This window comes from uncultured Eudoraea sp., from assembly GCF_947258525.1.
In the GTDB taxonomy this organism is placed as follows: Bacteria; Bacteroidota; Bacteroidia; order Flavobacteriales; family Flavobacteriaceae; genus Eudoraea.
Window position 1 is genome coordinate 58470 of sequence record NZ_CAMYIP010000018.1, and the last position, 18831, is coordinate 77300.

Genomic DNA, 18831 nt, shown 5'->3' on the forward strand with positions numbered 1-18831 from the left:
ACCATTTTTAAGAATAATATTGATCCTTTTGTAACTTTGCCCAATGAAATTTAAGGTAATATCGGAATTTGATCCAACCGGAGACCAGCCTGAAGCAATTAAACAGCTTTCAGAAGGCATGGATACCGGTGAACGTTATCAGACACTATTAGGAGTAACCGGATCGGGTAAAACCTTTACCGTGGCCAATGTAATAGAAAAAGTTCAGCGGCCGACACTGGTTTTGGCCCACAATAAAACATTAGCAGCCCAACTATATTCTGAATTCAAACAGTTCTTTCCTGAGAATGCCGTTGAATACTTTGTCTCTTATTACGATTATTATCAGCCTGAGGCTTATATCCCAACCTCTGGATTGTATATTGAAAAAGATCTTTCAATTAATGAAGATATTGAGAAACTACGCCTTAGTGCCACTTCGTCCTTGTTATCTGGTAGAAGAGACGTTATTGTGGTAGCTTCGGTATCTTGCTTATATGGTATAGGCAACCCCGTGGAATTTCAAAAAAATGTTATCTCCATTAAGAAAGATCAGGTTATTTCCCGCACCAAATTCCTTCATCAGCTGGTACAGAGTCTTTATTCAAGAACAACGGCAGATTTCCGCAATGGGAACTTCAGAGTAAAAGGAGATGTCGTGGATGTATTTCCAAGCTATGCTGATGTTGCATTCAGAATCCATTTCTTTGGGGATGAAATAGAAGAAATTGAAGCATTTGACCCCTATAAGAATAAGGCATTGGAGCGTTATGAAAACCTAAATATATATCCGGCAAATATGTTTGTGACCTCACCAGATATCCTGCAGGGCGCAATACATCAGATACAGGAAGATCTTGTAAATCAGGTAGACTACTTTAAAAGTATTGCTAAACCTCTTGAAGCCAAACGATTGGAAGAGCGCACCAATTTTGATTTGGAGATGATTCGCGAATTAGGTTATTGTTCAGGTATTGAAAATTATTCAAGATACCTGGATGGTCGGGAACCTGGCACAAGACCCTTCTGTCTTCTGGACTATTTTCCGGATGACTACTTAATGATCGTTGATGAAAGTCATGTTACTATTCCACAGGTACATGCAATGTACGGTGGTGACAGGTCACGAAAGGAAAATCTTGTGGAATATGGATTTCGTTTACCTGCTGCCATGGACAACCGTCCATTAAAATTTGAAGAATTTGAAGCACTTCAGAATCAGGTTATCTATGTTAGTGCAACCCCTGCAGATTATGAGCTTCAGAACAGTCAGGGGGTTTTTGTGGAACAGGTAATTCGTCCTACGGGGCTTTTAGATCCTGAAATAGACGTCCGTCCAAGTTTAAATCAAATTGATGATTTGGTAGAAGAAATTCAGCAGCGGGTAGAATTAGACGAACGTACACTGGTCACAACCCTTACAAAAAGAATGGCCGAAGAGCTCGCTAAGTATCTTGCAAGGATTAATGTCCGATGCAGATATATACATAGCGATGTAGACACTTTGGAAAGAGTTGAAATAATGCAGGATCTGAGAAAAGGGATCTTTGATGTCCTTATTGGGGTTAATTTGCTTAGAGAAGGGTTAGACTTACCTGAAGTTTCCCTTGTGGCCATATTGGATGCAGACAAGGAAGGGTTTCTGAGAAGTAACCGTTCATTAACGCAAACAGTGGGAAGAGCTGCGCGTCATTTAAACGGGAAGGCAATAATGTATGCGGATAAAATTACGGCAAGCATGCAAAAAACAATTGACGAGACGAATTACCGCAGGGATAAACAAACAGCTTATAATATAGCCAATAATATTACTCCCAAAGCGCTTAATAAGAGTCTGGACAATGCCCTGGCTAAGAATTCTGTTTCCACATATCACTTTATAAAAGAGGAAATCAGAGCTGCGGAACCTGATTTGCAGTACATTACGAAGGAACAAAGGGAAAAGTTAATCCGCGACAAAAGAAAAGCAATGGAAAAAGCTGCAAAAGAGCTGGATTTCATGAATGCTGCTAAACTCCGGGATGAAATAAAAATGCTGCAACATCAGGGGTAAAAAAAAGAGCGCCCTGAATAACCAAGACGCTCTTCCTAACCAACTAAACAAACCAACTATTATGAATGCCCTAAAGAGGGCTCCTCATAGTATTTCTTATACCTATTTCCCAATCTCAATTAATCTTTTGGGTTTAGGTAATGCTTCTTCTTTCTTAGGTAAAGTAAACTTTAAAATACCATTTTCGTAAGAAGCTTTAATTCCATCCTCATCTACCGTTTCGGGCAGCGTAAATGATCTTTTAAATGAAGAATAAGAAAATTCCTTGCGAGTGTAATTCTCTTCTTTAACTTCTTCTTCTTTTTTCGTTTCACTTGTAATTGTCAAAATTTGTTCATCTATTTCGACATTGAAGTCTTCTTTTTTTCTTCCGGGAACCGATAATTCCAGTTCAAAACCGGTTTCGGTCTCCTGAATGTTTACCGGAGGAAATGTGCTTTTATAATTTTCTAATCCCCCAAACCAATCAGGTTTAAGAATTTCGTTCATTAAGGAAGGGAAAACCAAATTGTTTCTTTTAACTATACTCATGATGATGTCTTTTATATTTATACTTTTTTAACTGTTTAATACAAGACAAATCATATACCAAGCTTAATTAACTGCCTTTTTGACTCATTATTAGATTCTTTTAGTGCCATTATGGCGTATTTATTCGCTTTTGAAGTGTATTTTAAATACGGAAAGTTTTATAGAAATGCACAGTTTAAAAACAAAACTGTAGGAATTTACCTGAATGGCAATGCCCAAATTTAGTTGTAATGGGCCTTAAAAATATTTATAAGTACATCTGGGGGAACTATCTTATTGGGATAATCGTGCATAACAGTAAGAACCTGTTCAATGGCGGACGGGGGTAAACCCATGCCCAGTCCAATATTGTGTAGTTTGCCAATTTCAATTTGATTTTGTTCCTGGTCAACATTCATCAAGAGCACAAGTCTATGGAATTGCAGAATACGATCTGCCTGAGTTTTCGGAATGACTATTTTTATCTGTTTCTTGAGCAGCGAATCAAATATTTCCTTCTCAATACCCAAAATAACAGCAACACCGAACAGAAAATTATATTCCGAATCTTTTAAATCATGATCGGCCCTTGCAAAAGCAATCATTTCGGATAATATGCTAAGTTTTTCTTTATAAGTACTCATTATCCTATTTATTAGTCCCTCCCATATTTTAGTCGTATATATAACAATAAAATGGGCAATTTCGTATAAAAACCTTGCAGATAGACCAAAAACCGGAAATGACTTCTTAATTTGTAATACCTTGCATAAAATGCTTGATATGACCAATAATGATATATTAAAAAAACTCCGCGTTGCATTAATGCTTCGGGATGATGAAATTGTAAAAATTCTTGAATTAGTTGATTTCAGAATTTCCAAGAGCGAAATTGGCGCCTTTTGCCGAAAAGAAGGGCATCCTAAATATAGAGAATGTGGAGATCAGGTATTGCGTAATTTCCTTAATGGCCTTGTTATTCATTTAAGAGGTACCAAAGAAAATCCAAAAATCCCAAAAGAAGTATTAAAGCAAATCAAAAAGACAGAAAGCACTCCTTCAAAGAAGTATGTGAAACCAAAAAAAAAGTCTGACCTTAGTTATGTAAAATATAAGAACAAAAAAAAGTCCTGAATTCCTTCAGGACTTTTATCTTTTGTAACACTCTGTTAGGCCTTAACCCGTAAAGGCATCCTATACATCCTTCCTTCTACAAATTCATTCAATTCAACTTTTTTATAGTTGAGTTTACTTTTTACAAATGATTCCAGATCTGAATCATTTGTTTCTACAGAAATGACCACAATTTCCTCTTCACTGTTCACAGTAAACAGGACATTAGCTGTTAATTCCTCAGAATCTTCAACAATTAATTTGTTTACTTTTAATAGTTCTTGAATTTGTGTTTTCAGACTTCTTTGTGGATCGGTGTTGTCTGAATTATTCGCAAATAGATTTCCCGAAATAAATAGTGCCGCAGCGACTAAAACTAAACTGAATTTTCTCATGATTGTTTGTTTAATGATTGATGAATATGTAACAATAGACACACTTGGTATAAAGATGTTACAAAAAATGACTTTTTTTAACAATGTATTAATAAAGCATACATCCTAATAACAGGAATTTAAGCAATAAAAAAAGGGTGATGTCCATAACACCACCCTCTATTATAATTATCTGAAGTAGCTTATTTTTAAGCTAAAACTTCTTTGACTTTATCTGCAGCTTCCTGAAATTGAACAGCTGAATGTACTGCCAATCCGGAATTATCAATGATTTCTTTAGCCAATTCTGCGTTTGTGCCTTGCAATCGAACAATAATTGGAACTTTTATCGCATCTCCCATGTTCTTATAAGCATCCACTACCCCCTGTGCTACGCGGTCGCATCTCACAATACCTCCAAAAATATTGATTAGGATAGCTTTCACTGCAGAATCCTTTAAAATTATTCGAAAGGCCTCTTCGACTCTTTTCGCATCCGCAGTTCCTCCCACATCTAAAAAGTTAGCAGGCTCCCCACCTGCCATTTTGATCAGATCCATTGTAGCCATCGCCAATCCGGCACCGTTGACCATACACCCTACGTTTCCATCAAGATCTACATAGTTCAATCCTACGGCACGTGCTTCTACTTCAATTGGGCTTTCTTCTCGTAAATCCCTCATTTCAGCATATTGCTTTCTCCTGTATAACGAGTTATCATCTATAGAAACTTTGGCATCAACAGCCAATATTAAATTATCTGAAGTTTTGAGTACCGGATTTATTTCAAACAAATTAGAATCACTTTGTTCATATGCCCTGTAAAGCGCTGTTACAAATTTGGTCATTTCTTTAAAAGCAATTCCTGATAAACCAAGGTTAAAAGCAATTTTTCTCGCCTGGAATGGTAATAACCCCACAGCCGGATCAATTTCTTCAGTAAAAATAAGATGTGGTGTTTTATCGGCTACTTCTTCAATATCCATCCCTCCTTCGGTTGAGTACATTATCATGTTTTTACCGGTGGCTCTATTTAACAAAACGGACATGTAAAATTCACTGGTCTCACTTTCTCCCGGATAATACACATCTTCAGCGATAAGTACCTGATGAACTTTTTTACCCTCAGCTGAAGTTTGAGGAGTAATCAAATTCATTCCTATAATATTGCCTGAAATCTCCTCTACCTCTTTTAAATTTTTAGCCAGCTTTACGCCCCCTCCTTTACCTCTTCCTCCGGCATGAACCTGTGCCTTAATCACAAACCATTCAGTACCGGTCTCTCCTGTAAGTTGTTTTGCAACATCTACAGCTTCTTTAGGATTATGAGCTACGAGACCCCTTTGAATTCGAACTCCAAAACTTGCTAAAATTTCTTTTCCCTGATATTCGTGAAGATTCATATTATGATTTATGTGGGTTAGGTAGCAAAAATAGGAAACCGACCGCATTTACCCTAATAAAACCACAAATAGGACCTAATCTTTTTAAAGATCAATATACTATGGAATAGCAGACTTAATTGCTGTATTGAAATAGGTATTCAATAAGCATTAACTTTAAATTTTAAAAGCTTTAAAATCTAGCGGATCAAAGTTCTTGAAATGACCATTCAATTCAATAAGCAATTTAGTTCGATTAACTTCATTGAGAACCTGAATCGTAACCGACAGATGTTTCATGATAAATTTTAATCGTTCATTTTCACTGGCCAACTGCAATAGCTCGTACTCCTGTTCAAATGAAAGACCCATTTTGTGGGCAAGGGTATAACTATTAAACATTTCTAATTCAACAGGGGCAAATGGTACCTCCATTAATTCATATAGGTCTTTAAGTTTAGAATATACCTCTTGTTTTGCGGAAAGTTCACTGTCTTTAATATTATCAATAAATTCTACTTCGCCACCCGCATATAATCTGCCGTCCATAGTATTATCAAAGGAAATCACCCTGAATACCTGTCTTGCTACACATACTACATCCATAGCTCCACTTTCATAGGTATTCACAACTTCCATGAGCTGAACCTCTGTACCATAGGCAATACTGTCGTTAATATACACCGGTATACCAAAAGTGATAGCTTCCTTGCGACAATCATTAATAAGTTGTTTATACCTATCCTCAAAGATGTGGAGAGGTACTTTTTCGCCGGGGAAGAAAACAGATTGCAAAGGAAAAAAGGGTAATTTCATAACAAAACTTTTTTCTAAAAATACAAAGGGAGTGCCATAGTCACAAATAGCTCATATATTAAAGTGTTATATTTATAACTATTTGTTTTATTTATAATAAATCTGTCTTTTATTTTGTGCATTTTCCTTAAGTATTTTAGATTTGTTTAAAACCAAGGTTGCAAATGAAGTATTCCGATCTCTTAAATATTACCCAAGAATATGGTAATCCCGTATATGTTTACGATGCTGAAAAGATAATATCTCAGTTCAACAGGCTAACTAATGCCTTTAAAACGGTCAAAAAGTTAAAACTGAATTATGCGGCAAAAGCGCTTTCTAATCTCACAATTCTGAGATTGATGAATAACCTTGGCAGTGGTTTAGATACCGTATCAATTCAAGAAGTAAAACTTGGCCTATTGGCTGGTTTTAAACCTGAATCAATCATTTATACACCTAACGGAGTTTCCTTGGAAGAAATAGAAGAAGCAGCAGCTTTAGGAGTGCGAATAAATATTGATAATCTTTCCATCCTGGAGCAATTCGGAAGCAAACATCCAGATATACCGGTATGTGTCAGAATAAATCCTCATGTAATGGCAGGAGGCAATTCTAACATATCGGTGGGACATATTGATTCAAAATTTGGTGTTAGTATCCATCAAATCCCTCATTTACTGAGAATAGTAGAATTAACCAAGATGACAATAAATGGGATTCATATGCACACGGGAAGTGATATCCTGGATATCGATGTGTTTTTATATGCATCCGAAATTCTATTTGAAACAGCTAAAAATTTTAAAGAGCTTGAGTTTATTGATTTTGGCAGTGGATTTAAAGTTCCCTATAAGGATGGGGATATAGAGACTAATATTGAGGAACTGGGTGAAAAATTAAGTAAAAGGTTCAATGAATTTTGCAAAGAGTACGGCAGAGAACTGACTCTGGCATTTGAACCTGGAAAATTTCTTGTAAGTGAGGCCGGCTATTTTCTCGCAAAAGTCAATGTCGTAAAACAGACTACTTCTACTGTTTTTGCCAGCGTAGATTCAGGCTTTAACCATTTAATTCGTCCTATGTTATATGGTGCAAATCACCAAATTATTAACATCTCCAATCCGAAAGGAAGGGAACGCTATTATTCCGTGGTAGGTTATATCTGTGAAACGGATACTTTTGCGAATAACAGGAGAATTAATGAAATTTCTGAGGGTGATATATTATGCTTCAAAAATGCAGGAGCATATTGCTTTACTATGGCCAGTAATTATAACTCCAGATATAGGCCCGCTGAAGTACTCTGGCACAAAGGTCAACCTGTACTTATACGCGAAAGGGAGACTTTTGATGATCTGATTAAGAACCAAATTGACGTTAAAGATTTGTTTGAAGCCAAGAATCAAAAAGCCGCAGTGAAATAAAGAAGCTGAATTTTCGTTAGTTTTGGTATAGTAATTGGACTAATAACTCAAATCGAAACTTATGAAATTTAAGTCCCCTACATTTTCCAAGCCCATTCTTGTAGCCATTATTGGTTTATTAACCTTTGCATCAAATGCCCAGGAAGTTAATTGGCTTAGCTGGGATGAAGCTACATCCCTGGCGGCAACTGATAAAAATCCGAAGAAAATATTTATTGATGTCTATACCGATTGGTGTGGCTGGTGTAAAAAAATGGATAAGGACACTTTTCAAAATGCCGAAGTGGCAGAATACATGATTAATAACTTTTATATGGTTAAGTTAGATGGCGAAGGGAAAGAACCTATTGATTTTAAAGGAAAAACCTATAAATATGTTCCATCAGGTAAAAGAGGTTATCACGAATTAGCTGCTGCATTGTTACAAGGTCGTTTGAGTTATCCGACTGTAGTATTCATGGATGAGCAACTCAATATGCTATCTCCTGTACCCGGATATCAAAAACCAGATCCTTTTTTAAATATTGCGCGATACTTTGGAGATAATATCTATCTGGAAAAAGACTGGAAAACGTATAGCGGAAGCGTAAAATAAATTACCTGGTTTCCAAATGGAGGTTTCTGAATGAGCCTGAAGAGTTGAAACCTGTCCATATACCTATTTTATCTGATTTTATTTCTGTAAGACGCTCAATTTCCAAAACCGGATTTTCGGAATCCTCAACATAGACTTTAACGGTATTCTTTCCAATCTCTATTTTTGCCCTGAACCACTGGTCCGGGTCTGGTGGATTCACTATTTCATTTTCAAATTCATCCGTACGAGTTTCCCGAAGTTTTTTCCAGGTAAATTCCGGATGATAAATATATTGCACCATATGTGATTTACGAAGTGGTTCTTGAGCCACAAAATTGAAAGGTCTGAAGTAAACGACTTCATATGTAGAATCGTTTTGTATGTTAAAAGCTAATCCTACAAAACTACTGCCCGGATTGTTTTCACCAAGCAACTCAATACTTGCAGTTCCTTCTTTAAAGCTTATATCTTTAAGATATGAAAGCCCATCTCCTGGAACAGCATTTAACCCTACTGCACGGGAATCATCAGGCAGCTGAGATAACTCCCTGTTAACGGTAATAAATGAATTTGATTTATACTTTTCACCTAAATCTATGGACATATTTTGGGAATGTGCTGTAGCAACAATAAGGCCTAGAACAACTGTTAGGAATTGAAACATTTTCATAAATTAAGGAATTAATTGCTTCTGATGTATTTAAACCTAAAAATAGGGAATGCAGCCAACAAAGTTGGACAATATTCGATTATTAGATTTTATTTAACAGGATTAACGGCTGTAGTTGGGAGATTCCTTTGTAATCGTTACATCATGAGGATGGCCCTCATTAATACCGCTTGCAGTAATCTTTATAAATCTTCCTGTTTCTTTTAAAGTGTCAATATCTTTGGCACCGCAATAACCCATACCTGCCCTGAGTCCGCCAACAAACTGATGTATACTTTCAAATAGCTCTCCTTTATAAGGAACGCGTCCAACAATGCCTTCAGGTACCAACTTGTTGATATCATCTTCCACGTCCTGGAAATACCGGTCCTTACTTCCCTCCTTCATGGCCTCCACAGATCCCATACCCCTGTAGGACTTAAATTTTCGACCTTCGTAAATAATTGTCTCTCCGGGTGATTCTTTGGTTCCGGCTAATAGCGATCCCAGCATAACACAATCTGCGCCAGCCGCAATGGCTTTTGGGATATCGCCGGTATAACGTATTCCACCATCTGCAATTACGGGAACACCACTACCTTTAATTGCTGCAGCAACTTCCAATACTGCCGAGAATTGCGGAAATCCAACACCTGCAACCACTCTCGTTGTACAAATGGAACCGGGCCCAATTCCCACTTTTACCGCATCAGCTCCCGCCTCTACCAAATACTTTGCAGCATCTGCCGTGGCTATATTACCTACAATGACATCAAGCTCCGGAAATTCCTTCTTCACATCTTTAAGGATACTCACCACACCTTTTGTATGACCATGAGCTGTATCTATTACAACCGCATCGACCCCGGCCTCGACCAAAGCCTTTGTTCTTGCTAAAGCATCCGACGTTACACCAATTGCCGCTGCTACCCTTAGCCTGCCATATCTATCTTTATTTGCTATTGGCTTCTGCGTTAATTTGGTAATATCACGGAATGTGATAAGTCCAACAAGTTTATTCGTACTGTCTACAACCGGAAGTTTTTCAATTTTATTTGTCTGAAGTATGCCTTCCGCCTGTTCCAGGGAAGTCCCTTCAGCTACGGTAACAAGATTTGATTTTGTCATTACCTCAGCAATTGGCCGATTGTTATCCTTCTCAAACCTAAGATCCCTGTTTTCGAACCTTCATTGCCTGTTGCACAGCTGACATATTCTTATGCAAAACACCAATACCTCCTTCACGAGCCATAGCAATAGCCATTCTTGACTCGGTCACTGTATCCATCGCAGCCGAAACAACAGGAATATTTATAGTAATATTTTTAGTGAATTTTGATTGAATATTTACTTCTCTGGGCAAAATTTCAGAAAAGGCAGGGACAAGGAGTACGTCATCGTAAGTGAGGCCTTCTCCAAGAATCTTATTAAGGTGAGCTTCCATGGCAATTAATGATTAATTGCGTGCAAATATACACTTTTTTTACGGTACCCTTCTTTTACCTTTCCCATAAAATAAAGCTTAAAGTTTTTTCTGAATTCCTAAGTGGTTGAAAACCAAAATAGAGTCAGATTTTATTTTTATTTATTCTAAATAAGCTTTGGAGATTCAAAAAACAATTATAAATTTGCTCTATAAAAACCAGCTATTTATAATTAGTCTAAATTAAATGAAGAGCTTACTTTCCCTTTTCTTTATTGTTGTTTTTTTGAATATTTCTTACGGACAATCAACACGCCTCATTACTCAAGCACAGGATTCCAACTTAATAAAACTAGAGGAAGTAGTATTATCTGCCAACGTAATCCTGGGCAGCAAATTCCAGGCAAGGAATCGAACCGGCGCTGCCACCTATGTTTCACAACCAGAATTACTAAGGTATAACTATACGGATATTAACCGCGTGTTGAGATCAGTACCCGGAGTAACTCTTGTTGAGGAAGACGGTTTTGGATTGCGACCAAATATTAGTTTAAGGGGTACCTCTCCGGAAAGGAGTGCTAAAATTACGTTAATGGAGGATGCTGTACTCATAGCTCCTGCTCCCTACAGTGCTCCGGCTGCTTATTATTTCCCATCCATTGCAAGGATGCAGGCAGTAGAAATTCTGAAAGGAAGTAGCCAGGTACAATATGGGCCCTTTACTACCGGTGGAGCAATAAATATGATTTCCTCAACTATACCAGACACTTTTCATGCTTCACTACTGGCAAACTACGGTAGTTATAATAGTGGAGACCTACAATTAAAATTAGGAGATAGCAAGGAACGTTTTGGATATATTATTGAATATTTAAACTTCAATTCTGATGGCTTCAAAAAGTTGGATAATGGGGGCAATACAGGGTTTGATAAGAACGATCTTTTAGCGAAATTTAGATTTAATTCGGCACCAACAGCCAAGCTAAAACATATCCTGGATATGAAATTTCAATATTCGGATGAAGATTCGAATGAAACTTATGTAGGCCTGACAGATGAAGATTTTGAGAGCACACCATTCAGAAGATATGCCGGTTCTCAGGTAGACGAGATGACTAATGATCATATCCAGATTCAGGCCACTTATGATTTAGTTTTTAGTGATTATTTTCATATTATCACAACCGCTTATTACAATGGATTTAGCCGTAACTGGTACAAACTAGATGCCGTAACTTTGAATGGAGACCGCAGAAGCATTTCAAATATTCTTGAAGACCCGGTAACCAATAATGAATATTACAATGTTATCGCCGGCAATCAGGATGAAGCAGCCGATGCTTTATTAGTTAAGGCCAATAACAGAAAATATGTTTCGCGAGGAATTCAGACGAAATTTGATTACCACTGGAGTGGAGATAATACCTTTCATGATCTTGAATTGGGCGCTCGCTTTCATGCAGACGAAGAAGACAGATTTCAATGGGTTGATGGTTATGGGATCAATAATGGTATTATGAACCTGACGACCGCGGGGACTCCTGGTACCGATGCCAATCGGATTAGTGATGCCAGTGCATTCTCTAGTTATTTACTTTATAAACTTAAATATAAAAATCTGACTATTACACCTGGATTAAGGTATGAGTCTATTTCCCTGGGGCGAAAAGATTATGGTAAGAATGACGTCTCGCGTCAGGGGTTCGACCTCTCTACTCGCGAAAATCAAGTGAACGTCTGGATTCCGGGGATGGGTTTCAATTATAATTTCAACCAGATCTCTCTATTCGGTGGCATTCACAAAGGGTTTTCACCTCCAACAAGCAAAGAAGGTGAAAAGTCCGAAAAAAGTATTAATTATGAGTTGGGTTCCCGGTTCTCCTTTGGTGGCTTTTCCGGCGAGTTGATAGGGTTCTACAATGACTATAGCAATCTTTTAGGTAGTGATTTGGCTGCCACCGGAGGTACCGGAAGTTTGGAACAGTTCAACGCCGGTGAAGTAGATGTGACGGGATTAGAGGTCTTGTTAAATTACAACGCCTTAAACAATCACGAGAAGCTAAAGCTTCCCATAACTTTTGCTTATACTTACACCCATACAGAATTCCAAAGTAGTTTTGATAGTCCAAATGATATTTGGGGAGAAGTTACTAAGGGTGATGAAATGCCCTACATCCCCAAACATCAGTTTAATGCTTTGATATCATTGGAGCACCCTTCCTATGAACTCAATCTCAGTGGAAGATACAATGGTGCCTTCAGAACCAAAGCCGGAAGAGGAAGTATTCCCTCTAATGAATTAGTCCCATCAAGTTTTGTAGTAGATTTTTCAGCAAAGTATCATCTGAATGATCATTTCAGTATCAATGGCAGAATCATTAATCTATTGGATGAGACATATGCAGTATCGCGTGTGCCTGCAGGCTTGCGGCCGGGACATCCTTTTGCGGTTTCAATAGGGATCTTTATCAGATATTGAAAAGGGTTTACAAAGCTACTTATATTTGCTTCAGGTAAGCTTCCTTAATAGTTAGAAAACAGCTCAGAGGCCTTATTATATGCAGCCTCGAATACCATCCACTGAACCCCGGATTCTACTTTGTTTTCAGTAAAATAGGACAGCATTTTTTCAGTAGGCATATTTCCTGTTAATTCATCTTTGGCCATTGGACAACCTCCAAACCCCCGTATTGCCCCATCAAACCTTCGGCAACCTGCTTTGTAAGCGGCGTCTATTTTTTCGTACCATTTGCTTGGGGTAGTATGAAGGTGGGCTCCAAATTCAACCTTCGGGTATTTAGGAATTAAATGCTTAAATAAGTAACTGATATCTTCAGGGGTAGAAGATCCTACGGTATCGGATAAAGACAATATCCTGGCCCCCATATCAGCCAATTTTTCGGTCCATTCTCCAACAACTTCTACACTCCAAGGGTCACCATATGGATTGCCAAATCCCATAGATATATAAGTAACTACCTCTTTATTGGCTGCATACGCTATTTCAAGAATTTCGTCCAAAATATCTATTGACTGAGCAATTGTTTTGTGGGTATTCCGCATTTGAAAATTTTCAGAAATAGAAAAAGGATATCCCAAATAATCAATGTCCTTGTGTATACTTGCTTCATTTGCGCCACGTACATTGGCTACAATGGCCAATAACTTACTTTTTGATTTGGAAAGATCTAATCTTGAAAGTACTTCGGCGGTATCTGCCATTTGGGGTATGGCCCTTGGAGATACAAAACTGCCAAAATCTATGGTATCAAAGCCACAACCCAGTAATGATTGAATGTAGGCTATTTTCCTTTCCGTGGGAATAAAGCTCTTAATGCCTTGCATAGCATCTCTGGGGCATTCAATCATCTTTACTTTTTCGGGCATATGGCGAATCTCGTATTCACCAAAATTAGCACTAATTATCCGAAAATAACAGGAAGATCGCGATGCCTATAAAGACAACAATTTGTAACCATTTGAGAAATACTTCAATACCAGAATGCTTTTTAATCTGTATAGCAATTGCCCCTGATAGCAATGCTATTGTAGAAAAAATAAAAAATGTAACTATCATAAATAATAATCCAAGAACATAAAATTGAATTACAGTATTCAAATCTTCGCTGAACAGGAATCCGGGAAAAAAAGCAAGAAAGAAAATAGTGACCTTCGGATTTAGCACATTCATAGTAAAACCCTGTCTGAATAATTGACCCAAGGACTTTTTAGGCGTCTCCGCATTATCTATTGCAATATGGGCCTTAGTGCGGTATACTTTATAAGCCAGGAAAAACAAATAGAGTGCACCAAATAACTTTATAATAAAAAAGATTTGGTCATTCTCCTTAATCAATGCTGAGACACCGAATGCAAGCAATGTAGTATGAACTATACATCCGCTGATTAATCCTGCAGTGGTTGAAAGCCCATATTTTGTGCCATTGGCTATGCTCTGTGTTAAGACAAAAATATTATCGGGTCCGGGTGATATGGCCAGGGCTGATGTTGCAAGGATAAAGGCAGAAAGTATCTCGTAATTCAAATTGTCAATGTATTGGAATCATTGCTCAAAATACAAAAGTTTCCTGCTTTTGATTATCTTTCAAAAATTTTATTTATGAAAACTAAATTACTCTTGATGCTAGTAGTACTTGGCCTGGCATCAATTAGCTTTGCTACATTAAAAATGGAAAAACAACCAGATCAGACAAAAACTGAATTAAAAAATACAAAAAACAGTGTTTTAAGGCATGTGGTCCTTTTTAAGTTTAATGAAGAGGCGTCTGCAGAACAATTAAAATCTATTGAAGAAGCCTTTGGTGCTTTACAAGGAAAAATTCCTCAAATCCTGGATTTTGAATGGGGATTAAACAATAGTCCTGAAGGACTGGACAAAGGTTTTACCCATTGCTTTTTTGTAAGCTTTAAAAATGAAGAAGATCGTGCCATATATTTGCCACATCCAGATCATAAGGAGTTTGTGAGTCTTATTGGACCCTCTGTAGATGATGTATTGGTGGTTGATTATTGGACCAATTAATCTTTGAGTTGACCTTTTTTAAGAGAATACTACAACATTTCTAGTTAATTGAAACATGTAGTTAGCGCTCAGGAATGATCCAGAATAGCCTTATTTATCCTTTTTACCAAAGCAGGACCTTCGTACACAAACCCGGTCCATATTTGAATTAAATCTGCACCTGCTTCTAATTTTTCCAAGGCATCTTCTGCAGAATGAATCCCACCTACACCAATTATTGGAAATGCCTTATTGCTTTCCTCCGATAGGAACCTAATAACTTCCGAACTTCTATTTGCCAGTGGTTTTCCACTTAATCCGCCTTTTTCTTCTACAAGAACACAATCGGATTTCAGGTTTTCTCTGGCAATAGTAGTATTCGTGGCAATTATACCTTCAATCCCGGTTACTTCAACAATTTCAATTATATCTAATAACTGATCATTGGTAAGGTCAGGAGCAATTTTTAGAAGAATTGGCTTTTCACTAACTGCCTTTCTTTGAGCATGTTCTCGGTTCTCACGTTTTAAATCCATCAAAAGCGCAGTAAGAGGCTCCTTATCCTGTAATTCCCGGAGGCCGGGAGTATTTGGAGAACTCACATTGACAACAAAATAATCAACATGGTCAAAAAGAGCTTCAAAGCATATCAAATAATCCTTGGTTGCAAGATGATTTGGTGTGATTTTGTTCTTACCTATATTACCACCTATTATTACGTTGTGCTTTTTCTTTAAGTTTTCAACAGCTTCAAAAACACCGAGATTATTAAAGCCCATCCTGTTTATAATTGCCTGATCTGCTTTTAATCTGAAAAGTCTCTTTTTTGGATTACCCCCTTGTGACTTAGGCGTTACAGTACCTATTTCAATAAAACCAAATCCGAAATTTGAGAGTTCATTATATAGCCTGGCATCCTTATCAAAACCGGCTGCAAGACCAACCGGGTTTTGGAATTTTATACCAAACAACTCTCTTTCCAATCGTTTATCTTTTATCAGATATAAGGATCTGAAAACAGCTGCAAATCCAATTTTCGAAAATAATTTTATCAGGGTAAAGGACAGGTGATGCACTTTTTCCGGGTCCATAAGGAAAAGAATTGGTCTGATCAGGAACTTGTACATTATCTGGAATAAGTTTGTTCAAAAATACAAACTTCGATAAGTTTTAAGGCTTATAAATAATTAATTTGCCAAACGGTTGATGTTTAGCTCACTCAGGTGATTTAATTTCTTCAGCACCGATACCAACAAGTGGTTTGCGCAGGGCCTCTCCGCACAAACTAATATACCTTTGGTATTGATTTTCATTAAATATTCCCAGGAGTTTTTGGTCGCATTTTTTTGAATTAGAAAGTATCTGAGCACGCAGTGGTTTAAATTTTTGTGCTAAGGTTTCTAATTCTTCGGGATTACTCTGTGGATGTTTTTCTAAAAGATCGTCAATTTGTTCCTGGATTCCTTCATTGGACTTTTTTAATTCCTGAATCCAGCCTTCCATTTGAACTAACTGTTCTTCACTCAGCTGAAATACTTTAATTATGGTTTCCGTGTCCTTGCCACCAATACCTAAAGTACAGTCTGTTGTTTGGCCGGTAATGGTGCAGATGACAAATAAAAGCAGAATAGGGAATAAATGATTCAATTTCATGATTTTAAATCCTTTAGGCAGTCTATTAAATGGGACTTCTATATAAACTATCTTTTTTATCAAAAATTATACTTCTAACAACTTTATCGAAATAAACAAAAAAAGCTACCAAAGATGGTAGCTTTTCAATTATTTCCGGTGAATGGATTATTTTAAGATGAAATTGACTCTTGCAAATAAAAATCTACCTCCAATTCCAAATTGTTGAGCTCTCCGAGACCAATCAAAACGGCCGCTGCTCCTATTATTTCCTCCGTCTGCCAAAACCTCAGCTGCTCTGTCCGGATATGTGTCAAATAAATTGTTTGCACCAACGGTAAAGGTAAGTGAGGGCGTAGCCTTGTATCCCACAGAAAGATCCGTTACGAATTTGGTGCCAAAAACCTGTTGCCTGTCAATATTTGTGGTCGCTTCTGTAACTTTTCCAAAATATACACCTCTTAAAAAGAATATCCATTTCTCTGAAGACAGGTTAAAAGTTAAATTCACTTTTGTTCTGGGCACTGCTTCTTCCAGATAAACCCTGCTATCTTCAGGGAAGTAGGTGTCTACAAGACCGGCGTCCTCAAGAACCTGTGATGCCTTTATCTCCCCTACCTGCTGAGTTTTAGAAAAAGTAGCTGCCAACACCGAATTAAGCATCCATCCATCCCAGACATTAGCTCTTTGGGTAAATACTAAATCAATACCCCGAGATTCTGTGTCAATTGCATTGGCAAAAAATGAAGCTCTTGAAGCATTTGCCTGTCTAAGAAGGTTATCCAATTCCGTTCCTGTACCAGGACCCTGAAACTGGCCGGTATATACAACCCTATCGTCTATTTTCACAAAGTACCCATCTACAGTAACCGTAAGGTTGGCGTCAGGTATTTTACCCGTTAAACCCAAGCTAATACTACTCGATGTTTCCTCCTTTAACTGAGGTATTCCTAAAAGACTGGCTGCTCTGCTATCATTGGAAAATGTACCTACCTCTTGTGGATCTCCGTTCTGATCGAAAATTGTTGATGTTGAATTAAAATAAATCTGATGAAGGGATGGTGCCCTAAAGCCGGTGTTTAATGCTCCCCTAAGATTAAAATTATCGCTAATCTTAACCCGCGATGAAACCTTGAAATTAATCGTAGAGCCAAAATCACTGTAGTTTTCGAAACGGGTTGCAAAACTCACAAGAACACTTTCAGAAAAATCGGCTTCCAAATCCAGATATCCAGCAACACTGCTACGGCCCCTGGATAATTCATTATTAGGACTAAAGCCCGGAAACACCTGTGAACCTCCAGGTCTGGCACTTCCAAAGAAATCTTCGGACGGCTGTTGCGTAGAAAGTGTAATGACTTCTCCGGCTGCCGTATATTGCGCATATGATGATTCTTGCCCAGCTACAATTTCATAGGTCTCCAAACGGTATTCCCCACCAAAAGCAACATTGAACCCACTAAATATATCATCATAAAACTGAGTTATATCGAGGTTGGTCGTGTTTTGCGCGAAGGAAAATCCACCAGCATCGAAGGTAGTAGGTGAGGAACTTTGCAGAGAAGCATTAAAGGTATTTCCTATAGTATAAAGAAATGCATTCTTTCCATAGGTATTACTGAAATCTACACTCCAATCCCCTATTTTGCCTTTGATACCAACTGCTATAGATTGGTCTTTAATATTGGAATTTATTTCCGGTAGAAATCCGTTGAGATATGCCGGTGTAAAGGTTCTACTCTGATTAGGTAACCTGTAAAATCCTGCTGAATTTCCTGTTCTAGAGCTTATTCCGGCAAAAGAATAAAGTTCTGTGCCATAGTCATCCAAGGGAAGTGCAAAATTCGCAAAAAATCGACCCCCTCTTAGGGCAGATTGCCCTACTCTCATATTAAAATCACTTCTTACCAAACCTCTTGCCGTTAATTCAGACTCTGTATTATCAACAGACAGTATTGGTTGTAATTCTGCTTTAGTAGTTGCTGTACCTGTATCAATCCCTGCAGCATTTGCATAAAAAAGTACATCAGTTACATCATCATCCAATAAGGCTGCTAGGTCGTAACCATCATTGTTTGCAAATCGCTCTACAGTATTGTATTGATTAAATACATCTCCTTCCCATTCTTTCATCCGGCTATAGTCCTGACGAACATCGAAATCTCCTGAAAAATTGATATATCCTCCTCTTTCACCCAAAGAAATTCCATAACTCCCAGCTATATTGGTAGCTTCACCATCTGAGCCACCTGTTTGCCCATTGGCATTCTTTGAAAAATTCGCACCAGTAGTTACAGTGAGATTTAATTCCCCTGAACCCTTATTAAGGATAATATTGATTACTCCTGCAATTGCGTCCGACCCATATTGTGCCGCTGCTCCATCCCTTAGTACT

The 18831-nt window shown here is 37.7% G+C and carries 17 protein-coding genes and 1 pseudogene; 6 read left to right on the top strand and 12 right to left on the bottom strand.

What is annotated here, in order from left to right; genetic code table 11:
- Positions 1-43: 43 nt before the first annotated feature.
- Positions 44-2032, top strand: coding sequence for an excinuclease ABC subunit UvrB (uvrB, locus tag Q0X89_RS01610; RefSeq protein ID WP_297690864.1), 1989 nt, complete (start codon positions 44-46; stop codon positions 2030-2032).
- 102 nt (positions 2033-2134) lie between these two features.
- Here the strand turns inward: uvrB and Q0X89_RS01615 are convergent, their stop codons facing one another.
- Positions 2135-2563, bottom strand: a complete 429-nt coding sequence (locus tag Q0X89_RS01615) for an Hsp20/alpha crystallin family protein (RefSeq protein WP_297690865.1) — start codon at positions 2561-2563, stop codon at positions 2135-2137.
- 221 nt (positions 2564-2784) lie between these two features.
- Positions 2785-3186, bottom strand: coding sequence for a TerB family tellurite resistance protein (locus Q0X89_RS01620; RefSeq protein WP_297690866.1), 402 nt, complete (start codon positions 3184-3186; stop codon positions 2785-2787).
- 139 nt (positions 3187-3325) lie between these two features.
- Between Q0X89_RS01620 and Q0X89_RS01625 the strand changes: the two genes are divergently transcribed.
- Entirely contained in the window at positions 3326-3676 is a 351-nt protein-coding gene (locus Q0X89_RS01625) for a DUF1456 family protein (RefSeq protein WP_297690867.1), read from the top strand.
- A 35-nt stretch (positions 3677-3711) separates the two neighbouring features.
- On the opposite strand, the gene Q0X89_RS01630 is transcribed toward Q0X89_RS01625, so the two are convergent.
- The 3 genes from Q0X89_RS01630 to Q0X89_RS01640 all read right to left on the bottom strand — a co-directional run bounded on the left by Q0X89_RS01630 (position 3712) and on the right by Q0X89_RS01640 (position 6227).
- Positions 3712-4050 carry a hypothetical protein gene (locus Q0X89_RS01630; RefSeq protein WP_297690868.1) on the bottom strand — a complete coding sequence of 113 codons (339 nt, stop codon included), beginning with the start codon at positions 4048-4050 and terminating at the stop codon, positions 3712-3714.
- 188 nt (positions 4051-4238) lie between these two features.
- Positions 4239-5432 carry an ADP-forming succinate--CoA ligase subunit beta gene (gene sucC / locus Q0X89_RS01635; RefSeq protein WP_297690869.1) on the bottom strand — a complete coding sequence of 398 codons (1194 nt, stop codon included), beginning with the start codon at positions 5430-5432 and terminating at the stop codon, positions 4239-4241.
- Positions 5433-5588: 156 nt separating this feature from the next.
- On the bottom strand, positions 5589-6227 hold the full coding sequence (locus Q0X89_RS01640; protein WP_297690870.1) for an LON peptidase substrate-binding domain-containing protein: 639 nt from the start codon (positions 6225-6227) through the stop codon (positions 5589-5591).
- 164 nt (positions 6228-6391) lie between these two features.
- Between Q0X89_RS01640 and lysA the strand changes: the two genes are divergently transcribed.
- Both lysA and Q0X89_RS01650 read left to right on the top strand, forming a co-directional pair.
- On the top strand, positions 6392-7633 hold the full coding sequence (lysA, locus tag Q0X89_RS01645; RefSeq protein WP_297690871.1) for a diaminopimelate decarboxylase: 1242 nt from the start codon (positions 6392-6394) through the stop codon (positions 7631-7633).
- Between the two features lie 61 nt (positions 7634-7694).
- Entirely contained in the window at positions 7695-8228 is a 534-nt protein-coding gene (locus Q0X89_RS01650) for a DUF255 domain-containing protein (RefSeq protein WP_297690872.1), read from the top strand.
- 1 nt (position 8229) lies between these two features.
- On the opposite strand, the gene Q0X89_RS01655 is transcribed toward Q0X89_RS01650, so the two are convergent.
- On the bottom strand, positions 8230-8874 hold the full coding sequence (locus Q0X89_RS01655; RefSeq protein ID WP_297690873.1) for a hypothetical protein: 645 nt from the start codon (positions 8872-8874) through the stop codon (positions 8230-8232).
- 108 nt (positions 8875-8982) lie between these two features.
- Positions 8983-10303 (bottom strand): annotated as a pseudogene (locus Q0X89_RS01660) (IMP dehydrogenase).
- Positions 10304-10529: 226 nt separating this feature from the next.
- Between Q0X89_RS01660 and Q0X89_RS01665 the strand changes: the two are divergent.
- Positions 10530-12761, top strand: a complete 2232-nt coding sequence (locus tag Q0X89_RS01665; RefSeq protein WP_297690874.1) for a TonB-dependent receptor — start codon at positions 10530-10532, stop codon at positions 12759-12761.
- Between the two features lie 44 nt (positions 12762-12805).
- Here Q0X89_RS01665 and Q0X89_RS01670 read toward each other — a convergent pair whose 3' ends face one another.
- Positions 12806-13669, bottom strand: a complete 864-nt coding sequence (locus Q0X89_RS01670; RefSeq protein ID WP_297690875.1) for a hydroxymethylglutaryl-CoA lyase — start codon at positions 13667-13669, stop codon at positions 12806-12808.
- Positions 13670-13700: 31 nt separating this feature from the next.
- Complete coding sequence (locus Q0X89_RS01675; RefSeq protein ID WP_297690876.1) at positions 13701-14327, bottom strand: LysE family translocator; 627 nt, start codon at positions 14325-14327, stop codon at positions 13701-13703.
- A gap of 75 nt (positions 14328-14402) precedes the next feature.
- On the opposite strand from Q0X89_RS01675, the gene Q0X89_RS01680 reads away from it, so the two are divergent.
- The gene (locus tag Q0X89_RS01680) at positions 14403-14825 is read left to right on the top strand and encodes a Dabb family protein (protein WP_297690877.1); all 423 of its coding nucleotides are present in this window, start codon (positions 14403-14405) and stop codon (positions 14823-14825) included.
- Between the two features lie 68 nt (positions 14826-14893).
- Here the strand turns inward: Q0X89_RS01680 and Q0X89_RS01685 are convergent, their stop codons facing one another.
- From Q0X89_RS01685 to Q0X89_RS01695, 3 genes are all read right to left on the bottom strand, one after another.
- Complete coding sequence (locus tag Q0X89_RS01685; protein WP_297690878.1) at positions 14894-15931, bottom strand: quinone-dependent dihydroorotate dehydrogenase; 1038 nt, start codon at positions 15929-15931, stop codon at positions 14894-14896.
- 88 nt (positions 15932-16019) lie between these two features.
- Complete coding sequence (locus Q0X89_RS01690; RefSeq protein WP_297690879.1) at positions 16020-16457, bottom strand: hypothetical protein; 438 nt, start codon at positions 16455-16457, stop codon at positions 16020-16022.
- Positions 16458-16604: 147 nt separating this feature from the next.
- Positions 16605-18831: TonB-dependent siderophore receptor (locus tag Q0X89_RS01695; RefSeq protein ID WP_297690880.1), on the bottom strand; the 2227-nt coding region annotated here is incomplete at its 5' end.